This is a genomic window from Halorubrum ejinorense (assembly GCF_039522565.1).
Lineage (GTDB): Archaea > Halobacteriota > Halobacteria > Halobacteriales > Haloferacaceae > Halorubrum > Halorubrum ejinorense.
This window is the reverse complement of the sequence record NZ_BAAADQ010000013.1, coordinates 355,889-376,737: the sequence shown is the minus strand read 5'-3', so window position 1 is coordinate 376,737 and position 20,849 is coordinate 355,889. Positions and strand designations below refer to the sequence as shown.

The 20,849-nt window shown below is 69.0% G+C and carries 15 protein-coding genes; 10 read left to right on the top strand and 5 right to left on the bottom strand.

The window, feature by feature from the left end:
- The first annotated feature begins 4 nt into the window (after positions 1-4).
- On the top strand, positions 5-5,665 hold the full coding sequence (gene polC, locus ABDZ89_RS12560; protein WP_343779601.1) for a DNA polymerase II large subunit: 5,661 nt from the start codon (positions 5-7) through the stop codon (positions 5,663-5,665).
- Positions 5,666-5,703: 38 nt separating this feature from the next.
- Here the strand turns inward: polC and ABDZ89_RS12555 are convergent, their stop codons facing one another.
- The gene (locus tag ABDZ89_RS12555) at positions 5,704-5,853 is read right to left on the bottom strand and encodes a hypothetical protein (RefSeq protein ID WP_343779598.1); all 150 of its coding nucleotides are present in this window, start codon (positions 5,851-5,853) and stop codon (positions 5,704-5,706) included.
- Between the two features lie 181 nt (positions 5,854-6,034).
- On the bottom strand, positions 6,035-6,679 hold the full coding sequence (locus ABDZ89_RS12550) for a bifunctional 4-hydroxy-2-oxoglutarate aldolase/2-dehydro-3-deoxy-phosphogluconate aldolase (RefSeq protein ID WP_343779595.1): 645 nt from the start codon (positions 6,677-6,679) through the stop codon (positions 6,035-6,037).
- Between the two features lie 203 nt (positions 6,680-6,882).
- Here ABDZ89_RS12550 and ABDZ89_RS12545 point away from each other — a divergent pair, with 203 nt between their 5' ends.
- A complete protein-coding gene (locus tag ABDZ89_RS12545) occupies positions 6,883-9,072 on the top strand; it encodes an elongation factor EF-2 (protein WP_343779593.1) in 2,190 nt (729 codons plus the stop codon).
- 128 nt (positions 9,073-9,200) lie between these two features.
- Here ABDZ89_RS12545 and ABDZ89_RS12540 read toward each other — a convergent pair whose 3' ends face one another.
- The gene (locus tag ABDZ89_RS12540) at positions 9,201-9,692 is read right to left on the bottom strand and encodes a DUF3592 domain-containing protein (RefSeq protein WP_343779590.1); all 492 of its coding nucleotides are present in this window, start codon (positions 9,690-9,692) and stop codon (positions 9,201-9,203) included.
- A gap of 389 nt (positions 9,693-10,081) precedes the next feature.
- On the opposite strand from ABDZ89_RS12540, the gene ABDZ89_RS12535 reads away from it, so the two are divergent.
- The 4 genes from ABDZ89_RS12535 to rpsJ all read left to right on the top strand — a co-directional run bounded on the left by ABDZ89_RS12535 (position 10,082) and on the right by rpsJ (position 13,464).
- On the top strand, positions 10,082-10,690 hold the full coding sequence (locus ABDZ89_RS12535) for an amino acid-binding protein (protein WP_343779588.1): 609 nt from the start codon (positions 10,082-10,084) through the stop codon (positions 10,688-10,690).
- Entirely contained in the window at positions 10,687-11,679 is a 993-nt protein-coding gene (locus ABDZ89_RS12530; RefSeq protein WP_343779587.1) for a homoserine dehydrogenase, read from the top strand. Before ABDZ89_RS12535 ends, ABDZ89_RS12530 begins: the two co-directional genes overlap by 4 nt.
- 207 nt (positions 11,680-11,886) lie before the next feature.
- Positions 11,887-13,152, top strand: a complete 1,266-nt coding sequence (gene tuf / locus ABDZ89_RS12525) for a translation elongation factor EF-1 subunit alpha (protein ID WP_343779585.1) — start codon at positions 11,887-11,889, stop codon at positions 13,150-13,152.
- Between the two features lie 3 nt (positions 13,153-13,155).
- Positions 13,156-13,464, top strand: a complete 309-nt coding sequence (rpsJ, locus tag ABDZ89_RS12520; protein WP_004048854.1) for a 30S ribosomal protein S10 — start codon at positions 13,156-13,158, stop codon at positions 13,462-13,464.
- A gap of 70 nt (positions 13,465-13,534) precedes the next feature.
- Here rpsJ and ABDZ89_RS12515 read toward each other — a convergent pair whose 3' ends face one another.
- Both ABDZ89_RS12515 and ABDZ89_RS12510 read right to left on the bottom strand, forming a co-directional pair.
- Entirely contained in the window at positions 13,535-14,095 is a 561-nt protein-coding gene (locus ABDZ89_RS12515) for a rhomboid family intramembrane serine protease (protein ID WP_343779582.1), read from the bottom strand.
- 83 nt (positions 14,096-14,178) lie between these two features.
- Entirely contained in the window at positions 14,179-14,481 is a 303-nt protein-coding gene (locus ABDZ89_RS12510; RefSeq protein WP_343779579.1) for a DUF7967 family protein, read from the bottom strand.
- 119 nt (positions 14,482-14,600) lie between these two features.
- Between ABDZ89_RS12510 and ABDZ89_RS12505 the strand changes: the two genes are divergently transcribed.
- The 4 genes from ABDZ89_RS12505 to ABDZ89_RS12490 are packed head-to-tail and all read left to right on the top strand — an operon-like array spanning position 14,601 to position 20,483.
- Positions 14,601-15,710 (top strand): lysylphosphatidylglycerol synthase transmembrane domain-containing protein, encoded by a 1,110-nt coding sequence (locus tag ABDZ89_RS12505; RefSeq protein ID WP_343779577.1) that lies wholly within the window; start codon positions 14,601-14,603, stop codon positions 15,708-15,710.
- A 32-nt stretch (positions 15,711-15,742) separates the two neighbouring features.
- The gene (locus ABDZ89_RS12500; RefSeq protein ID WP_343779574.1) at positions 15,743-16,924 is read left to right on the top strand and encodes an alpha-1 4-glucan-protein synthase; all 1,182 of its coding nucleotides are present in this window, start codon (positions 15,743-15,745) and stop codon (positions 16,922-16,924) included.
- A 39-nt stretch (positions 16,925-16,963) separates the two neighbouring features.
- Positions 16,964-18,112 carry an extracellular solute-binding protein gene (locus tag ABDZ89_RS12495; RefSeq protein WP_343779571.1) on the top strand — a complete coding sequence of 383 codons (1,149 nt, stop codon included), beginning with the start codon at positions 16,964-16,966 and terminating at the stop codon, positions 18,110-18,112.
- A gap of 49 nt (positions 18,113-18,161) precedes the next feature.
- Complete coding sequence (locus tag ABDZ89_RS12490; RefSeq protein ID WP_343779568.1) at positions 18,162-20,483, top strand: DUF7846 domain-containing protein; 2,322 nt, start codon at positions 18,162-18,164, stop codon at positions 20,481-20,483.
- Positions 20,484-20,849 lie beyond the last annotated feature (366 nt).

The following is a 20,849-nucleotide window of genomic DNA, read 5'->3' as shown; positions in this document are numbered from 1 at the left end:
GGCGATGAGACCGGACGACGAGCGCTACTTCGCGCGGATCGAAGACCGTCTCGACGAGGCGTGGGACGTCGCGGAAGCGGCCAAAAAGCAGGGACGTGACCCGGAGCCGGAGATCGAGATCCCGGTCGCGCGCGACATGGCCGACCGCGTCGAGAACATCCTCGGGATCGACGGCGTCGCGGAGCGCGTCCGCGACCTGGAGGGAGAGATGTCCCGGGAGGAGGCGGCGCTCGAACTCGTCACGGACTTCGTCGAGGGGACCGTCGGCGACTACGACTCCCGCGAGGGGAAAATCGAGGGGGCGGTCCGGACCGCCGTCGCGCTGCTCACCGAAGGCGTCGTGGCCGCGCCGATCGAGGGGATCGACCGCGTGGAGCTGTTAGAGAACGACGACGGCACCGAGTTCGTCAACGTCTACTACGCGGGACCGATCCGGTCGGCGGGCGGGACCGCACAGGCGCTGTCGGTGCTCGTCGCCGACTACGCCCGCTCGCTGCTCGATGTCGACGAGTACAAGGCCCGCGACCAGGAGGTCGAGCGGTACGCCGAGGAGATCGCCTTATACGACAAGGAGACCGGGCTCCAGTACACGCCGAAGGACAAGGAGTCGAAGTTCATCGCGAAGCACATCCCCGTCATGCTCGACGGCGAGGCGACGAGCGACGAGGAGGTGTCCGGGTTCCGCGACCTCGAACGGATCGACACCAACTCCGCCCGCGGCGGGATGTGCCTCGTCGCGGCCGAGGGGATCGCGCTGAAGGCCCCGAAGATCCAGCGGTACACCCGCGATCTGGAGGAGGTCGACTGGCCGTGGCTCCAGGACCTCATCGACGGCACGATCGGGAAGGACGGGGCCGGCGACGGCGACGACCCCGAATCTGCGGACGGGGCGGACGAGGCGGACGAGGCGGACGACGCGGCGGGCGGCGACGAGGCGGCCGACGGCGAACCGGACGACGCGGAGTCCGACGTCGAAGCCGAGGCCGACGGCCCGCCGCGAGCCGAGCCCTCGCAGAAGTTCCTCCGTGACCTCATCGCGGGCCGCCCCGTCTTCACCCACCCGAGCGAGGCCGGCGGGTTCCGGCTCCGTTACGGCCGGGCGCGGAACCACGGCTTCGCGACCGGCGGCGTCCACCCCGCGACGATGCACATCGTCGACGACTTCCTCGCGGCCGGGACCCAGATCAAGACGGAGCGGCCGGGGAAGGCGCACGGCGTCGTGCCCGTCGACTCCATCGAGGGGCCGACCGTTCGACTCGCGAACGGCGAGGTCCGGCAGATCGACGACCCCGAGGAGGCGAAGGAGATCCGGAACGGGATCGAGAAGGTGCTCGATCTGGGGGAGTACCTCGTCAACTACGGCGAGTTCGTCGAGAACAACCACCCGCTCGCGCCGGCCTCGTACGTCCCCGAGTGGTGGGTCCAGGAGTTCGAGGACGCCGGCGCCGACGTCCGCGCGATGCGGGACGATCCGCACGTCGACCTCGAACACCCCGCCGTCGACGCCGCGCTCGCGTGGGCGGACGAGTACGACTGCCCGCTCCACCCCGAGTACACCTACCTCTGGCACGACGTGTCGGTCGACGCCTTCGAGACCCTCGCCGACGCGGTCGCCGCGGGCGATGTCGTCGAGGGCGTGCTCGCGATCGAGCACACCGACCGGGTGCGAGACGCCTTGGAGTCGCTGCTGATCGAGCACGCGGCGACCCCCGACGCCCTCCGAATCCCGACGTGGCGACCCCTCGCGCGGTCGCTCGGAATCGACGACGGACTCCGCAAGGAGTGGGACGCGGACGACCTCTCGCGGGCCGCCCGCGGGTACGCAGACGGGGAGAACGCGGTCCGCGCGGTCAACGAGGTCGCCCCGTTCGAAGTGCGCGAGCGCGCCCCGACCCGGATCGGCAACCGGATGGGGAGACCGGAGAAGTCGGAGAGCCGCGACCTCTCGCCGGCGGTCCACACCCTCTTCCCGATCAACGAGGCGGGGGGGCCCCAGCGCGACGTCGCGGAGGCGGCGAACGTGATGGACGACCGCGGCCGCCGCGGCCGCCACGACCTGGAGGTCTCCGACCGCGTCTGCCCCGACTGCGGCGACCACGCCTACGCCGCTCGGTGTCCGGACTGCGGGGCGCACACGGAGCCGCACTACGAGTGCGGCGACTGCGGCACCGTCTGCGAGCCGGACGAGGCCGGCCGCGTCGAGTGCCCGAACTGCGAGTGGGAGGTGACGGCCGCGAGCTACCAGGAGGTCGACGTCAACGACGCGTACCGCTCCGCGCTGGAGACGGTCGGCGAGCGCGAGTCCGCCTTCGAGATCCTGAAAGGCGTTCAGGGGTTGACCTCGCGGAACAAGACGCCGGAGCCGATCGAAAAGGGGGTCCTCCGCGCGAAGAACGGCGTCACGTCGTTCAAGGACGGGACGGTCCGCTACGACATGACGGACCTCCCCGTCACCGCGGTCCGCCCGGAGGAACTCGACGTCACCGCGGACCACTTCCGCGAGCTGGGCTACGAGACCGATGTCGACGGCGAGCCGCTGCGACACGACGACCAGGTCGTCGAACTGCGAGTCCAGGACATCGTCCTCTCGGACGGCGCCGCGGAGCACATGCTGAAGACCGCGGACTTCGTCGACGACCTCCTCGAACAGTTCTACGGGCTCGACCGCTTCTACGAGGTGAACGAGCGCGACGACCTCGTCGGCGAGCTCGTCTTCGGGATGGCGCCGCACACGAGCGCCGCGACCGTCGGGAGAGTGGTCGGTTTCACATCGGCCGCGGTCGGATACGCGCATCCGTACTTTCACGCCGCGAAACGGCGGAACTGCTTCCATCCGGAGACGGAGATCGAGTATCGAGACAACGCGGGTCGGCACCGCGAAACGATCGAGACGTTCGTCGAGGACCGGCTGGACGATCCGCGGACCGACGACTTCGGAACGCTCGTTGAGGAACTCGACGGTGCGATCGAGGTGCCTTCGATCGACGAACGCGGAAACGAGGTGACACAGCCGGTGACTGCCGTCTCAAAACATCCGAGTCAGGATCACCTCGTCCGGATCGAAACGCGTCGAGGGCGTTCGATTCGCGTGACGCCCGACCACACGATGCTGCGAGTCGTCGACGGGGAAGTTGAAAAAGTGGCCGCGAACGAACTGGAGGTCGGTGATTCCGTTCCGTCGAGTCCTTCACAGCAGAACGTATCGCCGAACGCCGCCACCGGCATGGCGACGGACGGAGGAATCGAGACTGACGAAGTTGCGTCGGTTTCGTTCCTCGAAAGCGACGTCGAATACACGTACAATCTTACCGTCGCCGAGACGCACACGCTCGCGGCGAACGACTTGTCAGTCGCTCAATGTGACGGCGACGAGGACTGCGTCATGCTCCTCATGGACGGACTGCTCAACTTCTCGAAAGAATACCTCCCCGATCAGCGTGGCGGCAGTGTCGCCGAGGACTCCCGACTCGTCGCTCGCGATCCACATGGACGGATCCGATACCTCACATTCCAGGAGTTCTGGAACGAGCTCGAATCGCCCGTCGAAGTCGATGGGAAGTTCAAGAAACGAACGTGCGTACACGAAGGCTGGCAGACGTACACGTTCGACGGGAGTCATGAGTCGAGTCTCCAACCGATCGAGAAGGCGATCCGATACCGCGCCGACGAGGACGAGACCCTGCTTAGGGTCGAGACGCAGTTCGGACGATCGCTCGATATCACGCCGAATCACAGTCTGTTTCGGTACGATGACGGTATCGAAGAAGTCGCCGGCGATGACCTCGAAGTCGGCGACCTCGTCGTCGCGCCACAGCAGTTCGACGTCGAGCCGCAGGCCGGCAACGTCGTCGACGTCGCGGAGTGCGTCGACGATCCCTACGTGTTCATCGACGAATCGGTTGAATCCTATCTCCGAGAGGTGTGGGACGAGACGCCGTGGGGAAGTGACGCTCGCGCTGCCTTCGACGGCGGACTCTCGTATCGACTCTCGAAAAAGAAGATCGCCTTGCGAACCCTCCGTGATATCGAAGGGGTATCACGAAACTGGCGCGCTGAGTGGAACCTGCAGATCGGTCGCAAGGGATCCTCAAAAGGTGTCTCGCGGTATATCCCGATGAACGAGGACTTCTCGTGGCTTCTCGGACTGTTCGCCGCTGAGGGATCGACCTCGTCTGTTCGACCGACTATCACCAACGCCGACGAGGAGGTCGTCCGACGGGCCGAGCGCATCATCACGGATACGCTCGGCGTCGAACCGTCAGTACGGTGGTCGAACAAGGCGTACGAAATCGGGTTCCCGGCTGTGTTCGAGGATGTCTTGTTCGAACTCGGCTTCCGTGACGAGGAGTCGTACGATTCGAGCGAGAAGGTCGTTCCCGAACCGATCCGCCGCGGCGACCGATCGGTGGTACGGTCGTTCTTGCGTGGATTCATCACTGGAGACGGGAGCGAACCGACCGACGAAAATCACACGTCGATCAGATTCCATACGACGAGTGAAGACCTCAAAGACGGGATCGTCTTCCTGCTCCACCGACTCGGCATCGTTGCCAACGTCTCGACGCGCGACAGAGAGACGCCTCGACAACGGATCTACACGGTTACCGTCTCCGGCGGGGCCTCAGACAACCCGCTTCGACGCGTTCTTGACGGCGAGGATCCATATCAACCGAAGAGTCTCACAGTCGGCGTTCCTGAGGAACTCCTCGAAATCAGACGCATGGACATCTCGGGAATCACCGAGCTCATCCCGAAATACCTCAAGCGACGTGAAAACATCAGCCTCGAACAGCTGGAGTCGATCGTCGAGACGCTCGACGAGCGCGACCTCCCAACCGTTGCACGCGAGATGCTCGAGACGATCCGTCCGCTCGTTGACGGTGACCTCGCGTATCTCCGGGTTACCGATGTAGATCGCATCGATTACGACGGTCACCTCTACGACTTACAGGTCGGCGGTGACCCGGTGTTCACGGCCAACTGGCTGTACGCTCACAACTCCATGGACGCGCCGCTCGTCATGTCCTCGCGGATCGACCCCTCGGAGATCGACGACGAGGCGCACAACGTCGACATCGTGCGCGAGTACCCCAAGGAGCTGTACGAGGCCTCGCGGGAGATGGCCGACCCCGAGGCGGTCGAGGATCTGATCCAGATCGGCGAGGACACCCTCGGCACGGACGACGAGTACCACGGGTTCGACCACACCCACGACACGACGGACATCGCGATGGGGCCGGACCTGTCGGCGTACAAGACGCTCGGCGACATGATGGAGAAGATGGACGCGCAACTTGAGCTGGCCCGGAAGCTGCGCGCGGTCGACGAGACCGACGTGGCCGAGCGCGTCATCGAGTACCACTTCCTGCCGGACATCATCGGGAACTTGCGCGCGTTCTCGCGACAGGAGACGCGCTGTCTCGACTGCGGCGAGAAGTACCGCCGGATGCCGCTGACCGGCGAGTGCCGCGAGTGCGGGGGTCGGGTGAACCTCACCGTCCACGAGGGGTCGGTGAGCAAGTACGTCGACACCGCCATCGAGGTGGCCGAGCGGTTCGGCTGCCGGCCCTACACGAAACAGCGGCTGAAGGTGTTAGACCAGTCGCTCGAATCGATCTTCGAGGACGACACCAACAAGCAGTCGGGCATCGCGGACTTCATGTGAGGCGGTCCGTCGGGCCGCTCGCGGCCGCCCCTCCGGGGTCACCACTCGTGGCCGCCGACCCGGACGACGGCGCCGCAGGCGCCGCACTCGTACACCTGTAGCGGATCGTCGGCCGAGTTCGCGACGACGAGCCGACCGCGGCCGGTCGACGCGCCGCAGCGGACGCAGCGGTCGGCGTCCGTGGGCATCGGGATGGTCGTCATCGAGAATCGCTCATAGCGTCTCTCACGCTCGCTGACGCAATAAGCGGGTATCCGGGTTCGGCTGTCAGGTCCGGATGATCGCCGGAGCGCTCGACGCCGGTCGGCACGGCGTCGTCGCCGCAGGCGCCGCTGAGCCGACGGCCGGCGCGCGGCGCGGTTCCCCCGCTTACTCGTCCCCGCGCGCCTCCTCGACCACTCGCGTGAACTCGCGGGCGGTCTCGGTGATGACCTCGTAGTCGCCGCGCTCGGCGGCGTCGTAGTCGACGAGCGCGCCGCCCGCGCCGACCGCGAACGCGCCCGCGTCGACGTAGTCGGCGGCGTTGTCGGGGCTCACGCCGCCGGTCGGCATCATCGGAATCTGTCCGAGCGGCCCCTTCATCGCGCCGAGGTGGTCCGGCCCGACGGTCTTGGCCGGGAACACCTTCACGAAGTCGGCGCCGGCCTCGTAGCCGCGGACCGCCTCCGTCGGCGTCATCACGCCCGGCGCGCTGACGGCGCCGTAGCGGTTGCACGTCTCGATGACGTCCTCGTGGAGGCTCGGCGAGACGACGAACTCCGCGCCCGCCATCAGCGTCGTCCGGGCGGTCTCGCTGTCGAGGACCGTTCCGGTGCCCACGACGACCTCGTCGCCGAAGGAGCCGGAGACCTCGTCGATGAGTCCGGCGACGTTCGGCGTGTCGGCGGTTATCTCCACGGCGGTGACGCCGCCCTCGCGCAGCGCTTCGGCGATTCCGATGAGCTGATCGGCGGGCACTCCGCGCAACACTGCGACAACGCCGCTGTCGACGAGCCGTGAGAGCGTCTCGTTCATACCTCCCGTTTCCCGAGTCGGTCTTAAAACCGCGCCGATGACGGTAGACGGTGTCACGGAACGCGGCTCGGGAGGGGGCCCGACGGCGACCGCTCCGTGACACCCGTCGACACGAAATCGGCGGGGTTCCCGGGTGATCCCCGGCGAAACGGCCGCGACGAAACACTACCCTTTTGACCCTGCTTTCGGTAACACTCGGTATAATGGGCCGACGCAAGAAGATCGTTCAAGAGTGCGAGCGGCTGATGGACACCCCGGAGAACATCCGGAACATCGCCATCGCCGCCCACGTCGACCACGGCAAGACGACGCTCTCCGACAACCTGCTGGCGGGTGCCGGGATGATCTCTCAGGACACCGCGGGCGAGCAGCTCGCGATGGACACGAAGGAGGACGAACAGGAGCGCGGCATCACCATCGACGCGGCGAACGTCTCGATGACCCACGAGTACGAGGACACCAACCACCTCATCAACCTCATCGACACGCCCGGCCACGTCGACTTCGGGGGCGACGTCACCCGCGCGATGCGCGCGGTCGACGGCGCGCTGGTGGTCGTCGACGCCGTCGAGGGCGCGATGCCCCAGACGGAGACGGTGCTCCGGCAGGCGCTCCGCGAGGGCGTGAAGCCGGCGCTTTTCATCAACAAGGTCGACCGACTCATCTCGGAGCTCCAGGAGGGGCCCCAGGAGATGCAAGAGCGGCTGATGTCGGTCATCGCCGACGTCAACGAGCTCATCCGCGGGATGGCCGAGAACATGGACGACATCCCCGAGGACTGGACCGTCTCCGTCGAGGACGGCACGGTCGGGTTCGGCTCCGCGCTGTACAAGTGGGGCGTCTCGATGCCCTCCATGCAGCGGACCGGCATGGACTTCGGCGACATCATGGAGCTCGAACAGAACGACAAGCGCGAGGAGCTCCACGAGCGGACGCCGCTCTCGAACGTCGTGCTCGACATGGTCTGTGAGCACTTCCCGAATCCGGTCGACGCTCAGCCCCGTCGTGTCCCGCGCATCTGGCGCGGCGACGCGGAGAGCGAGCTGGCCGACACGATGCGGATGGTCAACGAGGACGGCGAGGTCGTCTTCATGGTCACCGACATCTCGATGGACCCGCACGCGGGCGAGATCGCGACGGGCCGCGTCTTCTCCGGGACGCTGGAGAAGGGCCAAGAGCTGTACGTCTCCGGCACAGCGGGGAAGAACCGCATCCAGAGCGTCGGGCTCTTCATGGGGTCCGAACGCGAGGAGGTGGACCGCGTCCCGGCGGGGAACATCGCCTCGGTCACGGGGCTGCGTGACGCCATCGCCGGCTCCACCGTCTCCTCCGTGGAGATGACGCCGTTCGAGTCGATCGAACACATCTCCGAGCCGGTCATCACGAAGTCCGTCGAGGCCCAGAACATGGACGACCTGCCGAAGCTCATCGAGACGCTCCAGCAGGTCGCCAAGGAGGACCCGACGATCCAGATCGAGATCAACGAGGACACGGGCGAGCACCTCATCAGCGGGCAGGGCGAGCTCCACCTCGAAGTGATCACCCAGCGGATCCGCGACAACCAGGGCATCCCGGTCATCACCGGCGAACCGATCGTCGTGTTCCGCGAGCAGCCTCAGGAGTCCTCCCGCGAGGTCGAGGGGCAGTCGCCGAACCGGCACAACAAGTTCTACATCACCGTCGAGCCGATGGACCAGGACATCGTCGACGCCATCCAGCTCGGCGAGGTCTCGATGGACATGCCCGAACTGGAGCGCCGCGAGGCGCTGCAGGAGGCCGGCATGGACAAGGACACCTCCCAGAACGTCGAGGACATCCACCGGACGAACATCCTCATCGACGACACGAAGGGTATCCAGCACCTCAACGAGACGATGGAGCTGGTCTTGGAGGGGCTTCAGGAAGCGCTCGACGACGGCCCGCTGGCCGCCGAACCGGTCCAGGGGTCGCTGTTCCGCCTCCACGACGCGAAGCTCCACGAGGACACCATCCACCGCGGCCCCGCGCAGGTCATCCCCGCGGTCCGCGACGCGGTCCACCGCGCGCTGATCGACGGTGAGGTCCGCCTGCTCGAGCCGATCCAGGACGTCCGGATCGACGTGCCCTCGGAACACATGGGCGCGGCGTCCGGCGAGATTCAGGGCCGTCGCGGCCGCGTCGACGACATGTACCAGGAGGGCGACCTCATGGTCGTCGAGGGCATCGCGCCCGTCGAGGAGATGATCGGGTTCTCCTCCGACATCCGCTCGGCCACCGAGGGCCGCGCCTCGTGGAACACCGAGAACGCGGGCTTCCGCGTGCTCGTCGACAACCTCCAGCGCGAACAGATCATGGAGATCCGCGAGCGCAAAGGAATGAAGCTCGAACTGCCGCAGTCGATCGACTACTTCTAAGTCGACGACGCGGTTCGCGGTTTCTGCGGCCGCTCTTCGCACGACTCTCCGTTCGACCGCCCGCTCGTGACGCTTCTCGCTGACCGGCTCCCGTCGTCAGCGGCGGAACCGGTCTCGCGCCGCCCCCGTCAGCCGCGGACTCGCTTGACCGCCGACCGTCCGCCGACGAGGACGAAACCCACGCCGACCGCGACCGCGAGCAGCGGCGCGTTCGACGTCTGGGACCGGAGGAACGCCCCGTCCGGGTCCGACGGATCGACGTACGCCGTGGCGGTCTCGTCGACCGCGTACCCGTCGAGGACCGCTCGCGCCGCCGACTCGGTGTCGTAGTTCGGTTCGATCGCGGACGGGAACACGTTCGTGCTCTCGTGGTCGCGCCCGTCGTACTCGTAGGTGAACCGGACCGTCGGCCGGTAGCTCGCGCCCGTGCTGCTTCCGGTCGTGACCGGTTCGACGCCGAGTTCGGTGACCGTGGCGTCGACCTCGACGGCGCCTTCCACGGCGTTCGACTGCTGGGTGTAGTCGTACGCGCCGTAGCCGGCCGCGGCGAGGCCGATGACCAGCATCACCACCGCACCGGCGACCGTGCTCGGCCCGTTGATCGTGAGTCCGTCGCCCATTCGCTACGACACCTCGGGGCGGCGGCGGACGATTCTACGGGGACGTTCGCGTCGTGGCCGCCGACCGGCGGGGTGGAGGGAGTTCACACCCGCGAGACGGGTCGGTGACACATAATTCTCCCGTCGACACCCCCGTCGTCGATCGGTTTCCCCGCGATCGACGCCCCGATTCGACCCGTGGGGCGCGTTGGCAGACGCGGAGGCGAGGCAACGCCTGCCATCGCCGAAGGCTTATAGCGGATCGTCCGACTCCGTTCGGGTATGCAGACGGGCACGACTCCCCCCCGGCGCATCGCGACGGAGCCACCGAGCGACCGCTCCACGTCGGGAACAGGAACGCGCCGACCTCGGGCGTGCCCCCGCAGCCGTGACGCGCCGGAGGTGGCGGCGTGAGCGACCGTCGCGACGGGGCGCCAGAGGCCGCGTCCGACGAGCCGGACCCGACGACCTCCGGAGCGTCTCCGGACGGCGGTCACGCGGCCGCGACCCCATCGACGCACACGGTGCGGCTGGAGCTCGTCGACGAGCCCGGACAGCTGCTCGCCGCGCTCCACCCGATCGCGGACAACGGCGGCAACCTCCTCTCGATCTACCACGAGCGGGGGAACAAGACGCCGCGGGGGCGGATCCCGGTCGAGGTCGACTTCGAGGCGACGCCGGACCACTTCGAGGAGATCGTCGAGGCCCTCCGCAGCGAGGGCGTGAACGTGATGCAGGCCGGAACCGAGCGCTACGCCGAGGAGGTGACGATCCTCCTCTTCGGCCACCTCATCGACACGGACCTCTCCGACACGCTCTCGCGGATCGAGGCCTGCGAGTCGGCGTCGGTCGCCGACGTGTCGCTCGCGGCGCCGCAGGGGACCGAGGAGGCGTCGAGCGCGCGGCTCCGCCTAGAGGCCCGCGCGGGCGAGACGGACGCGGCGCTCGCGGCGGTCCGCGACCTCGCCGCGGAGAAGGAACTCCGCGTCGTCGAGCCGCTCACGGGGGTGGACGCGTGAGACTCGCCGTGATCGGCGCGGGCGCCGTCGGGCGCTCCGTCGTCGAACTGGCCGGCGAGTACGGTCACGAGGTCGTCGCGGTCGCGGACTCCTCTTCGGCGGTCGTCGCCGACGGGACCGGCGGTCCGGACGGTCACGCCGGCGTCGATCCCGAGGCCGTCGTGGCTCGCAAAAGCGAGCGGGGGATCGTCGGCGACGACGACCCGGCCGACGCGCTCGCCGCCGACTACGACGCCCTCGTCGAGGCGACGCCCACGACGCTCGGCGACGCCGAACCCGGCTTCTCGCACGTGACGACCGCCTTGGAGCGCGACCGCCACGCCGTCCTCGCGAACAAGGGTCCGGTCGCGGAGCGGTTCGGCGACCTGCGGGCCGCCGTCGACGACAGCGACGGCGAGATCCGGTTCGAGGCGACCGTGGGCGGCGCGATCCCGGCGGTCTCGACCGTCGAGGACATCGAGCCCGGCCACGTCACCGCGGTCCGAGGCGTCCTCAACGGGACGGCGAATTTCATCCTGACGCGGATGGCCGCCGAGGGGCTCGACTACGACCACGTGCTCGCGGAGGCGCAGGACCTCGGCGTCGCCGAGGCCGACCCCTCCTTCGACGTCGACGGGACCGACGCGGCGCTGAAGTGCGTCATCCTCGCGAACGTCCTCTCGTTCGGTGCGGCCGACGCCCCCGCCGACGCTCGGGAGTTCACGCTCGACGACGCCGACGTCTCCGGAATCCGCGACGTGCCCGGCTCCGCGCTCCGCCTCGCGGCCGAGGACGGACGGACGGTGCGGCTGATCGGCGAGGCGACCGGCGAGACCGTCCGGGTCGCCCCGCGGCTCGTCCCCGAGAACGGGACGCTCGCGGTCTCCGGCACGCAGAACATCGTCCAGATCGAGACCTCTCACGCCGGGCGGCTCAACATCTCCGGTCGCGGCGCGGGCGGCCCGGAGACGGCGAGCGCGGTCCTCGGCGACGTGGGACGACTCGAGTAGCGCTCCCCGGTCGATCGTTTTCGCCCTGTCGACGCAGTTCGGCGTCAGCGCGTCGCCGCCGAGCCGACGCCCGTGCGTCGGTGTGGCGTGCCCCGCGTTGTCGAGAATCGCCGGACAGCGCCGGGATCGTCTGTGGGCCGTATCGAAACCGTTTTAGTGGAATCTACCGAAACTTACTCACAGAGCGCCTTAGCGCGTGATTACCCCATGAGTGACAAACCGCATCAGAACTTGGCCATCATCGGCCACGTCGACCACGGCAAGAGTACGCTCGTGGGTCGCCTCCTCTTCGAGACGGGGAGCGTCCCCGAGCACGTAATCGAGCAGCACCGCGAGGAAGCCGAAGAGAAGGGCAAGGGCGGCTTCGAGTTCGCCTACGTGATGGACAACCTCGCCGAGGAGCGCGAGCGCGGCGTCACGATCGACATCGCCCACCAGGAGTTCGACACGGACAACTACTACTTCACCATCGTCGACTGCCCGGGCCACCGTGACTTCGTGAAGAACATGATCACGGGCGCCTCGCAGGCCGACAACGCGGTGCTCGTCGTCGCGGCCGACGACGGCGTCGCGCCCCAGACCCGAGAGCACGTGTTCCTGGCCCGCACGCTGGGTATCAACGAGCTCATCATCGGCGTCAACAAGATGGACCTGGTCGACTACCAGGAGTCCTCCTACAAGGAGGTCATCGGCGAGGTCGAGGACCTGCTCAACCAGGTCCGCTTCGCGACGGACGACACGACGTTCGTGCCGATCTCGGCGTTCGAGGGCGATAACGTCGCCGAGAAGTCCGACAACACGGACTGGTACGACGGCCCGACCCTGCTGGAGTCGCTCAACGACCTGCCGGAGTCCGAGCCGCCGACGGACGCGCCGCTCCGACTCCCCATTCAGGACGTGTACACCATCTCCGGTATCGGGACCGTCCCCGTGGGACGCGTCGAGACCGGGATCCTCAACACCGGCGACAACGTCTCCTTCCAGCCGTCCGACGTGGGCGGCGAGGTGAAGACGGTCGAGATGCACCACGAAGAGGTGCCCAAGGCCGAGCCCGGTGACAACGTCGGATTCAATGTCCGCGGCATCGGCAAGGACGACATCCGCCGCGGGGACGTCTGTGGCCCCGCCGACGACCCGCCGAGCGTCGCCGAGACGTTCAAGGCGCAGGTCGTCGTCATGCAGCACCCGTCGGTCATCACGGCCGGCTACACGCCGGTCTTCCACGCCCACACGGCGCAGGTCGCCTGTACGATCGAGTCGATCGACCAGAAGATCGACCCGTCGTCCGGTGAGGTCGCCGAGGAGAACCCGGACTTCATCAAGTCCGGCGACGCCGCGGTCGTCACCGTGCGCCCCCAGAAACCGCTCAGCATCGAGCCGTCCGGCGAGATTCCGGAACTCGGCAGCTTCGCCATCCGCGACATGGGTCAGACCATCGCGGCCGGCAAGGTGCTCGAAGTCAACGAGCGATAATCGATGCAGCAGGCACGCGTCCGCCTCGCCGGCACGAGCCCCGAGGACCTCGACGACATCTGCGACGACGTCCGCGAGATCGCGGACTCGACGGGAGTCGCCCTGTCGGGCCCGATCCCGCTGCCGACGAAGACGCTCGAGATCCCGTCGCGAAAGTCCCCGGACGGTGAGGGGACGGCGACGTGGGAGCACTGGGAGATGCGCGTCCACAAGCGTCTGATCGACATCGACGCCGACGAACGCGCGCTCCGTCAGCTGATGCGCGTCCAAGTGCCGAACGACGTCAGCATCGAGATCGTTCTGGAAGACTGAGCGCTAGGGCGTTTCTCTTTCACCCCTTTCGTTTTTTTCCCACCGAGTAGCGACGCGGCCCGCGAACGCCTCACCGCGCGTCGAGGAGACTGACCCGGCCGGCCACGAGGCCGCAGAACGCGCCGGTCGCGTGCGCGACGAGCGCGACGCCCGGCGCGGCCGTCGTCGCCGTGAGGACGACGGCGACCAGTCCAAATAGGAGCAGTTGGACCCGCGGGGAGAGCCGCAGCCGGTCGAACAGCGTCGCGCTCACGACGTTGCCGGCGAGCAGGTAGCCGCCGAGCGCGAACAGCGCGCCGCTGATCCCCAACACGGCGGCCGAGGGTCCGAGGATACCACTGAGTACCACCTGCGTGACGCCGGCGAGCGCGCCCGTGGTGACCACGAACGCGTGGAACCGAGCCCGGGTCGTCCGGCGCTCGACGAGCGGACCGACGAGCAGCAGCCCGACGCCGTTCGCAACGAGGTGACTCACGGAGCCGTGCGCGTACACGCTGGTGACGAGCGTCCACGGAGCGACCGACAGGGGCGTCGACAGCGCGAACAGGCCGGCGAGACCGACGACGCCGAGTACGGACTGGACGGCGCCGACGAGGAGGGTGATTCCGAGCGTTTCGAGGGTGGCTCGCATCGGTCGAGCGTTCGGGCCGCGCGGTCAAAAGCGGTGTGGGCGGCCCGAGCGCGGGACCGCTCCGGCCGCGACTCGCTCGCGGCTCAGATCACGTCGTCGGGGTCGTGCGCGTTCGCCATCCGGGCCGCCTCGGCGGCGTACCGCTCGCGGTCGTCGGGGTCGTCGACGGTCCCGACGTTCGACGGCGCCGCGTCAACGGCCGCCGTGGTGTCGCGGATGTCCGAGAAGGAGGTGAGCGCGCGCTCCTTGCGGAAGTAGCGGTCGCCGTCAGGCGTCGCGTACGTCAGGATGACCATGTTCTGCTCGTCGTCGGAGTAGGTGCGCTCGACGAGCCACATCCGCACGCCGTCCCGTTCGGTACCGGCCTCCGGGCTGTTCGCGTCCATGTGTGCCAATCACATTTCTCCGAACAAACGAGTTTCGGCGGGCCGGGCCGGATCACGGCTCCGGTCTCGTCGGCACGAACCGCCAGCGTTTTACTGTTTAGGCCAACCTAAACAATTGAATGAACCCGCGCGTCGCCACCGCTCGACTCCGCGAACGCCTCCCTCGGGGGTCGCTCACGGTCGCCGGAACCCTCCTCGTGCTCGCGGTCGGCGGCGCGGTGACGGTGCGAACGCTCGACGTCGAGGCCGTCGTCGCGGCGGCGACGGCCGCGAACCCGGCGCTCCTCCTCGCGGCGCTTGCGGCGTACCTGCTGTCGTGGCCGGTTCGCGGCCGCCGGTACGGCGACGTCCTCGCGCCGATGGGACACCGCTGTCGCACCGGCTTCCTCACGGCGGCGGTGTTCGCGAGCCAGACCGCGAACCTGATCGTCCCCGCGCGGGCCGGCGACGGAGTGCGGGCGTACCTCCTGAAAGACCGGCGCGGAGTGCCGTACCCGACCGGCGTCGCGTCGCTGGCGGTCGAGCGCGCGTTCGACCTCGTCGCGCTCGGCGCGATCGGGGGCACCGCGCTCGCGGTCCTGCTCGTCGACGGTCGGGCCGTCACGCCGAACGGGTCGGGGCAGGCGGTCGCGGCCGCCGCCGGGATCGCCGTCGCGGCCGCGGCGTTCTCCGCGGGGGTCGTCGCGCTCGCCCGCAGCGACCGACGGTTCGGCCCGTCCCTCCGGGAGCGCGTCGACGGTCCTCGGCTCTCCCGAGCCGTCGACGCCGCGGTCCGGTTCGGGGCCGCCGTCCGGGTCGTCGCCGCGGACGCGACCGCGCTCGTCCGGGTGTTCCTCGCGAGCGGCGTCGTGTGGGCGCTGGACGTGGTGACCGCCGTCTTCGTGCTCGCGGCGCTCGTCGGCGGGTTCTCCGGGGCGGTCGCCCCCGCGACGCTGCTCGTCGTCGGCACCCTCGCCGTCTCGGCCGGGAACCTCGCGAAGGTGTTACCCCTCTCGCAGGGAGGGATCGGGCTGTACGAGGCGGCGTTCACCGCCATCGTCGTCGCGACCACGCCGATCCCGGCCGAGACCGCGCTCGCGGCAGCGGCCCTCGACCACGCGCTCAAGAACGCCGTCACGCTCGCCGGCGGCGGCCTCGTCGCGGCCGCGCTCGACCTTTCGGTGACCCGCGCTCCCGACGAGTCGACCGCTGAGTCCGACTCGGCGACGCGGGCCACCCCGGACCGCTAATTTTTTTTAGGTGGGCCTAAAAACTACCGTGTATGGATGCGACCGCCTCAGGCCGCGACGGTCCGGACACCTGCGTCATCGTTCCGACGATCCGAGAGTACGACTGCGTCCGCGCGTACGTCGAGAACGCTCGCGAGCACGGCTTCGACGTCTCGCGGCTCCACTTCGTCTTAGTCACCGAGGACTTCTGTGAGGTCGCCGAGATGCGCTCGATGCTGGACGAGTTGGGCGTCTCCGGCGAGGTGTTCGACGGCAGCCGCCGCGAGGAGTGGTACGAGGCCAACGGGGTCGCGGAGTACGGCCACGTCGTCCCGGCCGCGAGCCACGCCGAGACGAGCTTCGGCCTGCTGTACATGTGGGCCGACGAGTCGTTCGACTACGGCGTGTTCATCGACGACGACACGCTCCCGCACGACGACGTCGACTACTTCGGCCGGCACATGGAGAACCTCGCGTTCGGCGGTGAGATCGAGCGCGTCAGCTCCGACGAGGACTGGGTGAACGTCCTCTACCAGAACGCCGACGAACACGGCCTCTACCCGCGCGGCTACCCCTACGCCGCGATGGACGAGACGGTCGAGACGGACTCGGTCGCGGTCGAGGCGGGCGAGGTCGTCGCCTCGCAGGGGCTCTGGACGAACGTCCCCGACCTCGACGCGGTCCGGATCCTGATGGACGGCGACTTAGAGGGGCAGGCGCAGACGCGGACGAGCGCCGACGACTTCGGCGAGGACTTCGTCGCCGCGCGCGGCAACTACCTCACCGTCTGCTCGATGAACCTCGCGTTCCGCCGCGAGGTGATCCCGGCGTTCTACCAGCTGCCGATGGACGACAACGAGTGGGACGTGGGCCGGTTCGACGACATCTGGTCGGGCCTCTTCGTAAAACGCGCCTGCGACGTGCTCGGCAAGCGAATCTACAACGGCGGGCCGCTCTGTGAACACAACAAGGCCGCGCGCTCGACGTTCGACGACCTCGCGAACGAGGTCGCGGGGCTGGAGCTGAACGAGCACGTCTGGGAAGTGATCGACGACGTCGGCGACGACGCCGACTCGTACGCGGCGGTCTTCGACGCGATGGCCGACGCGCTCGCGGAGGGCGACTTCGACGAGTGGAACAACGGCGCGTTCCTCAACCACTGCGGCGAGTATATGCGCGACTGGCTCGACTGCCTCGACGCGATCCGTCGAACGCCGGCGCCCGCGGACGATTGAACCGACACGACTAAACCCATTTAGGCAAGCCTAAAACACATGACGAACCACGAATCCAACGGACGTGACGGACGCGACGTTCGACGACGGAAGTTCCTCGCGACGGCCGGCGCGGTCGGCGTCGCGGGGATCGCCGGCTGTAACGGGACCGGCGGCGAGGACGGCGACGGCGACGACGACGGCGGCGACCTCGTCGGGCAGATCGGCTCCGGCCGCGCGGGACGGGGCGCCCCCGGCGGTACGTCGATGTCGGAGATGCCGGCGCTCGAAGGCGAGCTGACCGTCTACTCCGGCCGCGGCGAGTTCCTCGTCGGCGAGCTCGTCGACTACATCGACGACCTGTACGACGACCTCGACCTGACCGTCCGGTACAACAACTCGACCGACCACGTGAACGCGATCATCAACGAGGGCGAGGGCTCGCCCGCGGACGTGTTCTACTCGGTCAACGCGGGGTCGCTCGGCGCGCTCGCGGACGAGGGGCGCACGCAGGCGCTCCCCGACGACGTGACCGAGAAGGTCCGCGAGGAGTTCCGCACCGAACAGTGGGTCGGCACCTCCGGGCGCGCCCGAACGGTCCCGTTCAACACCGAGGAGTACTCCGAGGAGGACCTGCCGGACGACATCATGGCGTACCCCGAGGAGTTCGAGGGCGACCTCGGGTGGGCGCCGTCGTACGGCTCCGCGCAGGCGTTCATCACCGCGATGCGGCTGCTCGAAGGCGAGCAGGCAACCCGCGAGTGGCTCGAAGCGATGGTCGAGCGCGGCGCCACGACGTACCCCGACGAGTTCCGCACGTGTCAGGAGATCGCCGACGGCGAGATCGACGCCGCGTTCACCAACCACTACTACATCCAGCGCGTGCTCGACGGCAACCCGGAGGCCCCGATCGCGACCTCGTTCACCCAGGGCGACGCGGGCGCGGTGTTTAACGTCGCCGGCGCCGCGGTCATCGACACCGCCTCGGACGCGGACCTGGCGTCGAACTTCGTCCGCCACCTGCTCTCGGCGGAGGCGCAGGACTACTTCGCGCGCTCCACCTTCGAGTACCCGCTGATCCCGGAGGTCGAGCCGATCGGCGACCTCCCGTCGATCGACGAGCTCGACGTCCCGGACCTCGACCTCTCGGAGCTGTCGAACCTCGAACCGACGGTCGACCTCATGCGCGACGCCGGCGTCCAGCTCTGAGCGGACGCAGCGCTTCACACCACGCTCACGTCACCACCGCCTCCCGCTCGTGTCACTCCTGCCACCGTCCGTCCGTCCGCGCCGCCTCGCCGCTCGCCTCCGCGAGCGACTCGACCGCGCCGACCGGGTGAGCCTCGCCGCGGCGCTCGTCGCCGTCGCCGCCGGCGTCCTGACGTTCGCGGTCGCGGCCACCGTCTTCTCGCACCACTCCGCGAACCACGACGAGGGCGTCTACCTCACGCAGGCCGCGTTGCTGCTGGCCGGCCAACTGGAGTTCCACGCCGGGCCGCTCGCCGACGCGGTCCACCCGTGGTTCTTCATCGAAGACGCGGGGCGGCTCTACCCGAAGTACAACCCCGTCCCCGCGGCGACGTTCGCCGTCTCGATGGCGCTGTTCGACGAGCCGCGGGTGACCCTCGCGGCTGTCGCCGCCGGGAACGCCGCCCTCGTGTACCTGCTCGGGTCGATGACGGTCGGCCGCCGGGCCGGCCTCGCCGCGGCCGTCCTCTTCGCCGCGTCGCCGATGGCGGTCGCGACCTCCGCGGCGTTCCTCCCGTACGCGCCGACGACGTTCTTCAACCTGATCTTCGCGGTCGCGTACCTCCGGAGCGTCCGAGACCGGTCGCTCGCGGCCGCCGGCGTCGCGGGCGTCGCGATCGGGATCGCCTTCTTCTCGCGGCCGTACACGGCGGTGTTGTTCGCCGCCCCGTTCATCGGCCACGCGCTGTGGCAGGTGGGGTCGGCGGTCCGTCGCTTCGGCGCCGAGTCCGGGGCGTCGACACCGCGCGCGCTCGCGGCCCTCGGCCGCCGCGCGCTCGCAGTCGGCGGGTCCCGCGGCCTCCCGGGTCTGATCCGCCGGCACGGACTCACGGCGCTGTTCGGCACCCTCTTCGTCGGTGTCACGCTCGCGTACAACGTCCGAATGACCGGGTCGCCGCTCACGTTTCCCTACCAGGTCTTCGCGCCGATGGACGGGCCCGGCTTCGGCGAGCGGCGCATCCTCGGCCACTCGGTCGACTACACGCTCGGGCTCGCGCTGGAGTCGAACCGGTACGCCCTTCAGGAGATAGCGACCCGCTGGTTCGCTGCCGGCCCGCTCGGGACGGCGCTGGCGCTCGGCGGCGGCGCGGTCGCGGTCGGCGGGTGGCGCGCGAGCGGCGACCCCCGTGGGCTCCTCGACGGCGGCGCGGCGGGGCCGTCAGAGACGCGCGACGCGTCCGGTTCGGCCGCGTTCCGACGGACCGCGGCGCTGCTCGTCGTCGGCGTCGCGGTCTCGGTCGTCGTCGGCAACCTCTACTTCTGGGGGACACACAACGCGCTCGCCGAGCTCTCGGACCCCACCGACGGGCTCGCGTCGCTGTTCGGTCCGTTCTATCACTTCGACCTGCTCGTCCCGCTGTCGGTGTTCGGCGGCCTCGGCGTCGCCGCCGGCCACCGGGCGCTGTCCGCGGCCCGGACGCGACTCGTCGAGCGCGGCGTCTCGGCGCCGGCCGCCCGCGTCGCGCTCGCGCTCGTCGTCGCGGGCGCGCTCGTCGTCGGCGGACTCGCCGCCGTCGACGCGGCCGCGGACCCGATAGAACGCAACGCCGCGGTCGATGAGAAACACGAGGCCGCGTACGCCCCGTTCGACGAGACGACGTTCGGGAACGGGCTGGTGTTCGTCCCCGCGCCGTACGGCGAGTGGCAGAACCACCCGTTCCAGTACCTTCGGAACGGGCCGGGGCTCGACGGCGACGTCGTGTACGCGCTCGACCGCGATCCCGTCGAGAACTTCGCGGTGCTCGACGCGTACCCCGACCGGACGCTGTTCCGGTACGGCTACCAGGGGGTCTGGACCGCGAACCCGGACGTCCGCGTCACGCCGAAGCTGGAACCGCTGGACCGGCGGTCTGGTTCCCGGATCGACGCCGAGACGACCGTCGGCGTGCCGGACCGCGTCGCCCGCGCGCAGGTCCGCGTCGACCCGCGCCGCGGCGCCCTGGACGGTCCGGACCACGCCTCCTACACGGTGAGCGACCTCGGCGACTCGCTCGCGGTCGACTGGGCGGTGACGCCCGAGGGGGTCCGGCTGCCCGGCGCGGCGGCCGCGGGCGACCCCGACGCGGCCGAACCCGTCCCGTTCGATCCGGAGGGCGACGTGGTCGCCGTGACCGTGACGCTCGTCGACTCCGCGGGGTCGACGTTCACCTACCGGCAGGAGGTGACGGTCCGGGTGACGCAGGATGGAACCGTCGAGGCCGTCTGGCCGCCCGAGCGTTCGACCTGCCGGCTCGTCACGGAGTGCGGCAACGAGGGCACGTACCTCCCCGACGAGCCCGACGCGCACCCCGACTGGGTCGTCTTCGAGACGGACGCTGAATCGAGCGACTAATACGTCGATTTCTTATAAATAATTGTCACCAGACCGGCGGCGAACACCTCCAAAGCCCCAGCCGCGAGGTCGCAGTACGCTCGTTGCGCTCCTCGCTCGCTCCGCTCGCTGCGGTGCTTACGTCGCCTACTGCGACCTCGCGGCTGCCCCTTTGAGTCCCGCCCCGCACAGCACCGCCCCGCGCCTCACGCCTCCCCAGCCTCGTCGGTCGCCGTCGCTTTGCTCGGCGACCGACTCCCTCGCGCGTGCTGACTCGCGGCCGCCGAGGGCGGCCGCTCGCAGGCACGCGCCGACCGCCGTGTTCATTTATAAATAATCGGCGCTGTCGCTCACGAGTGTGAAAACGCCGCCGGCGGCGGTCCACTG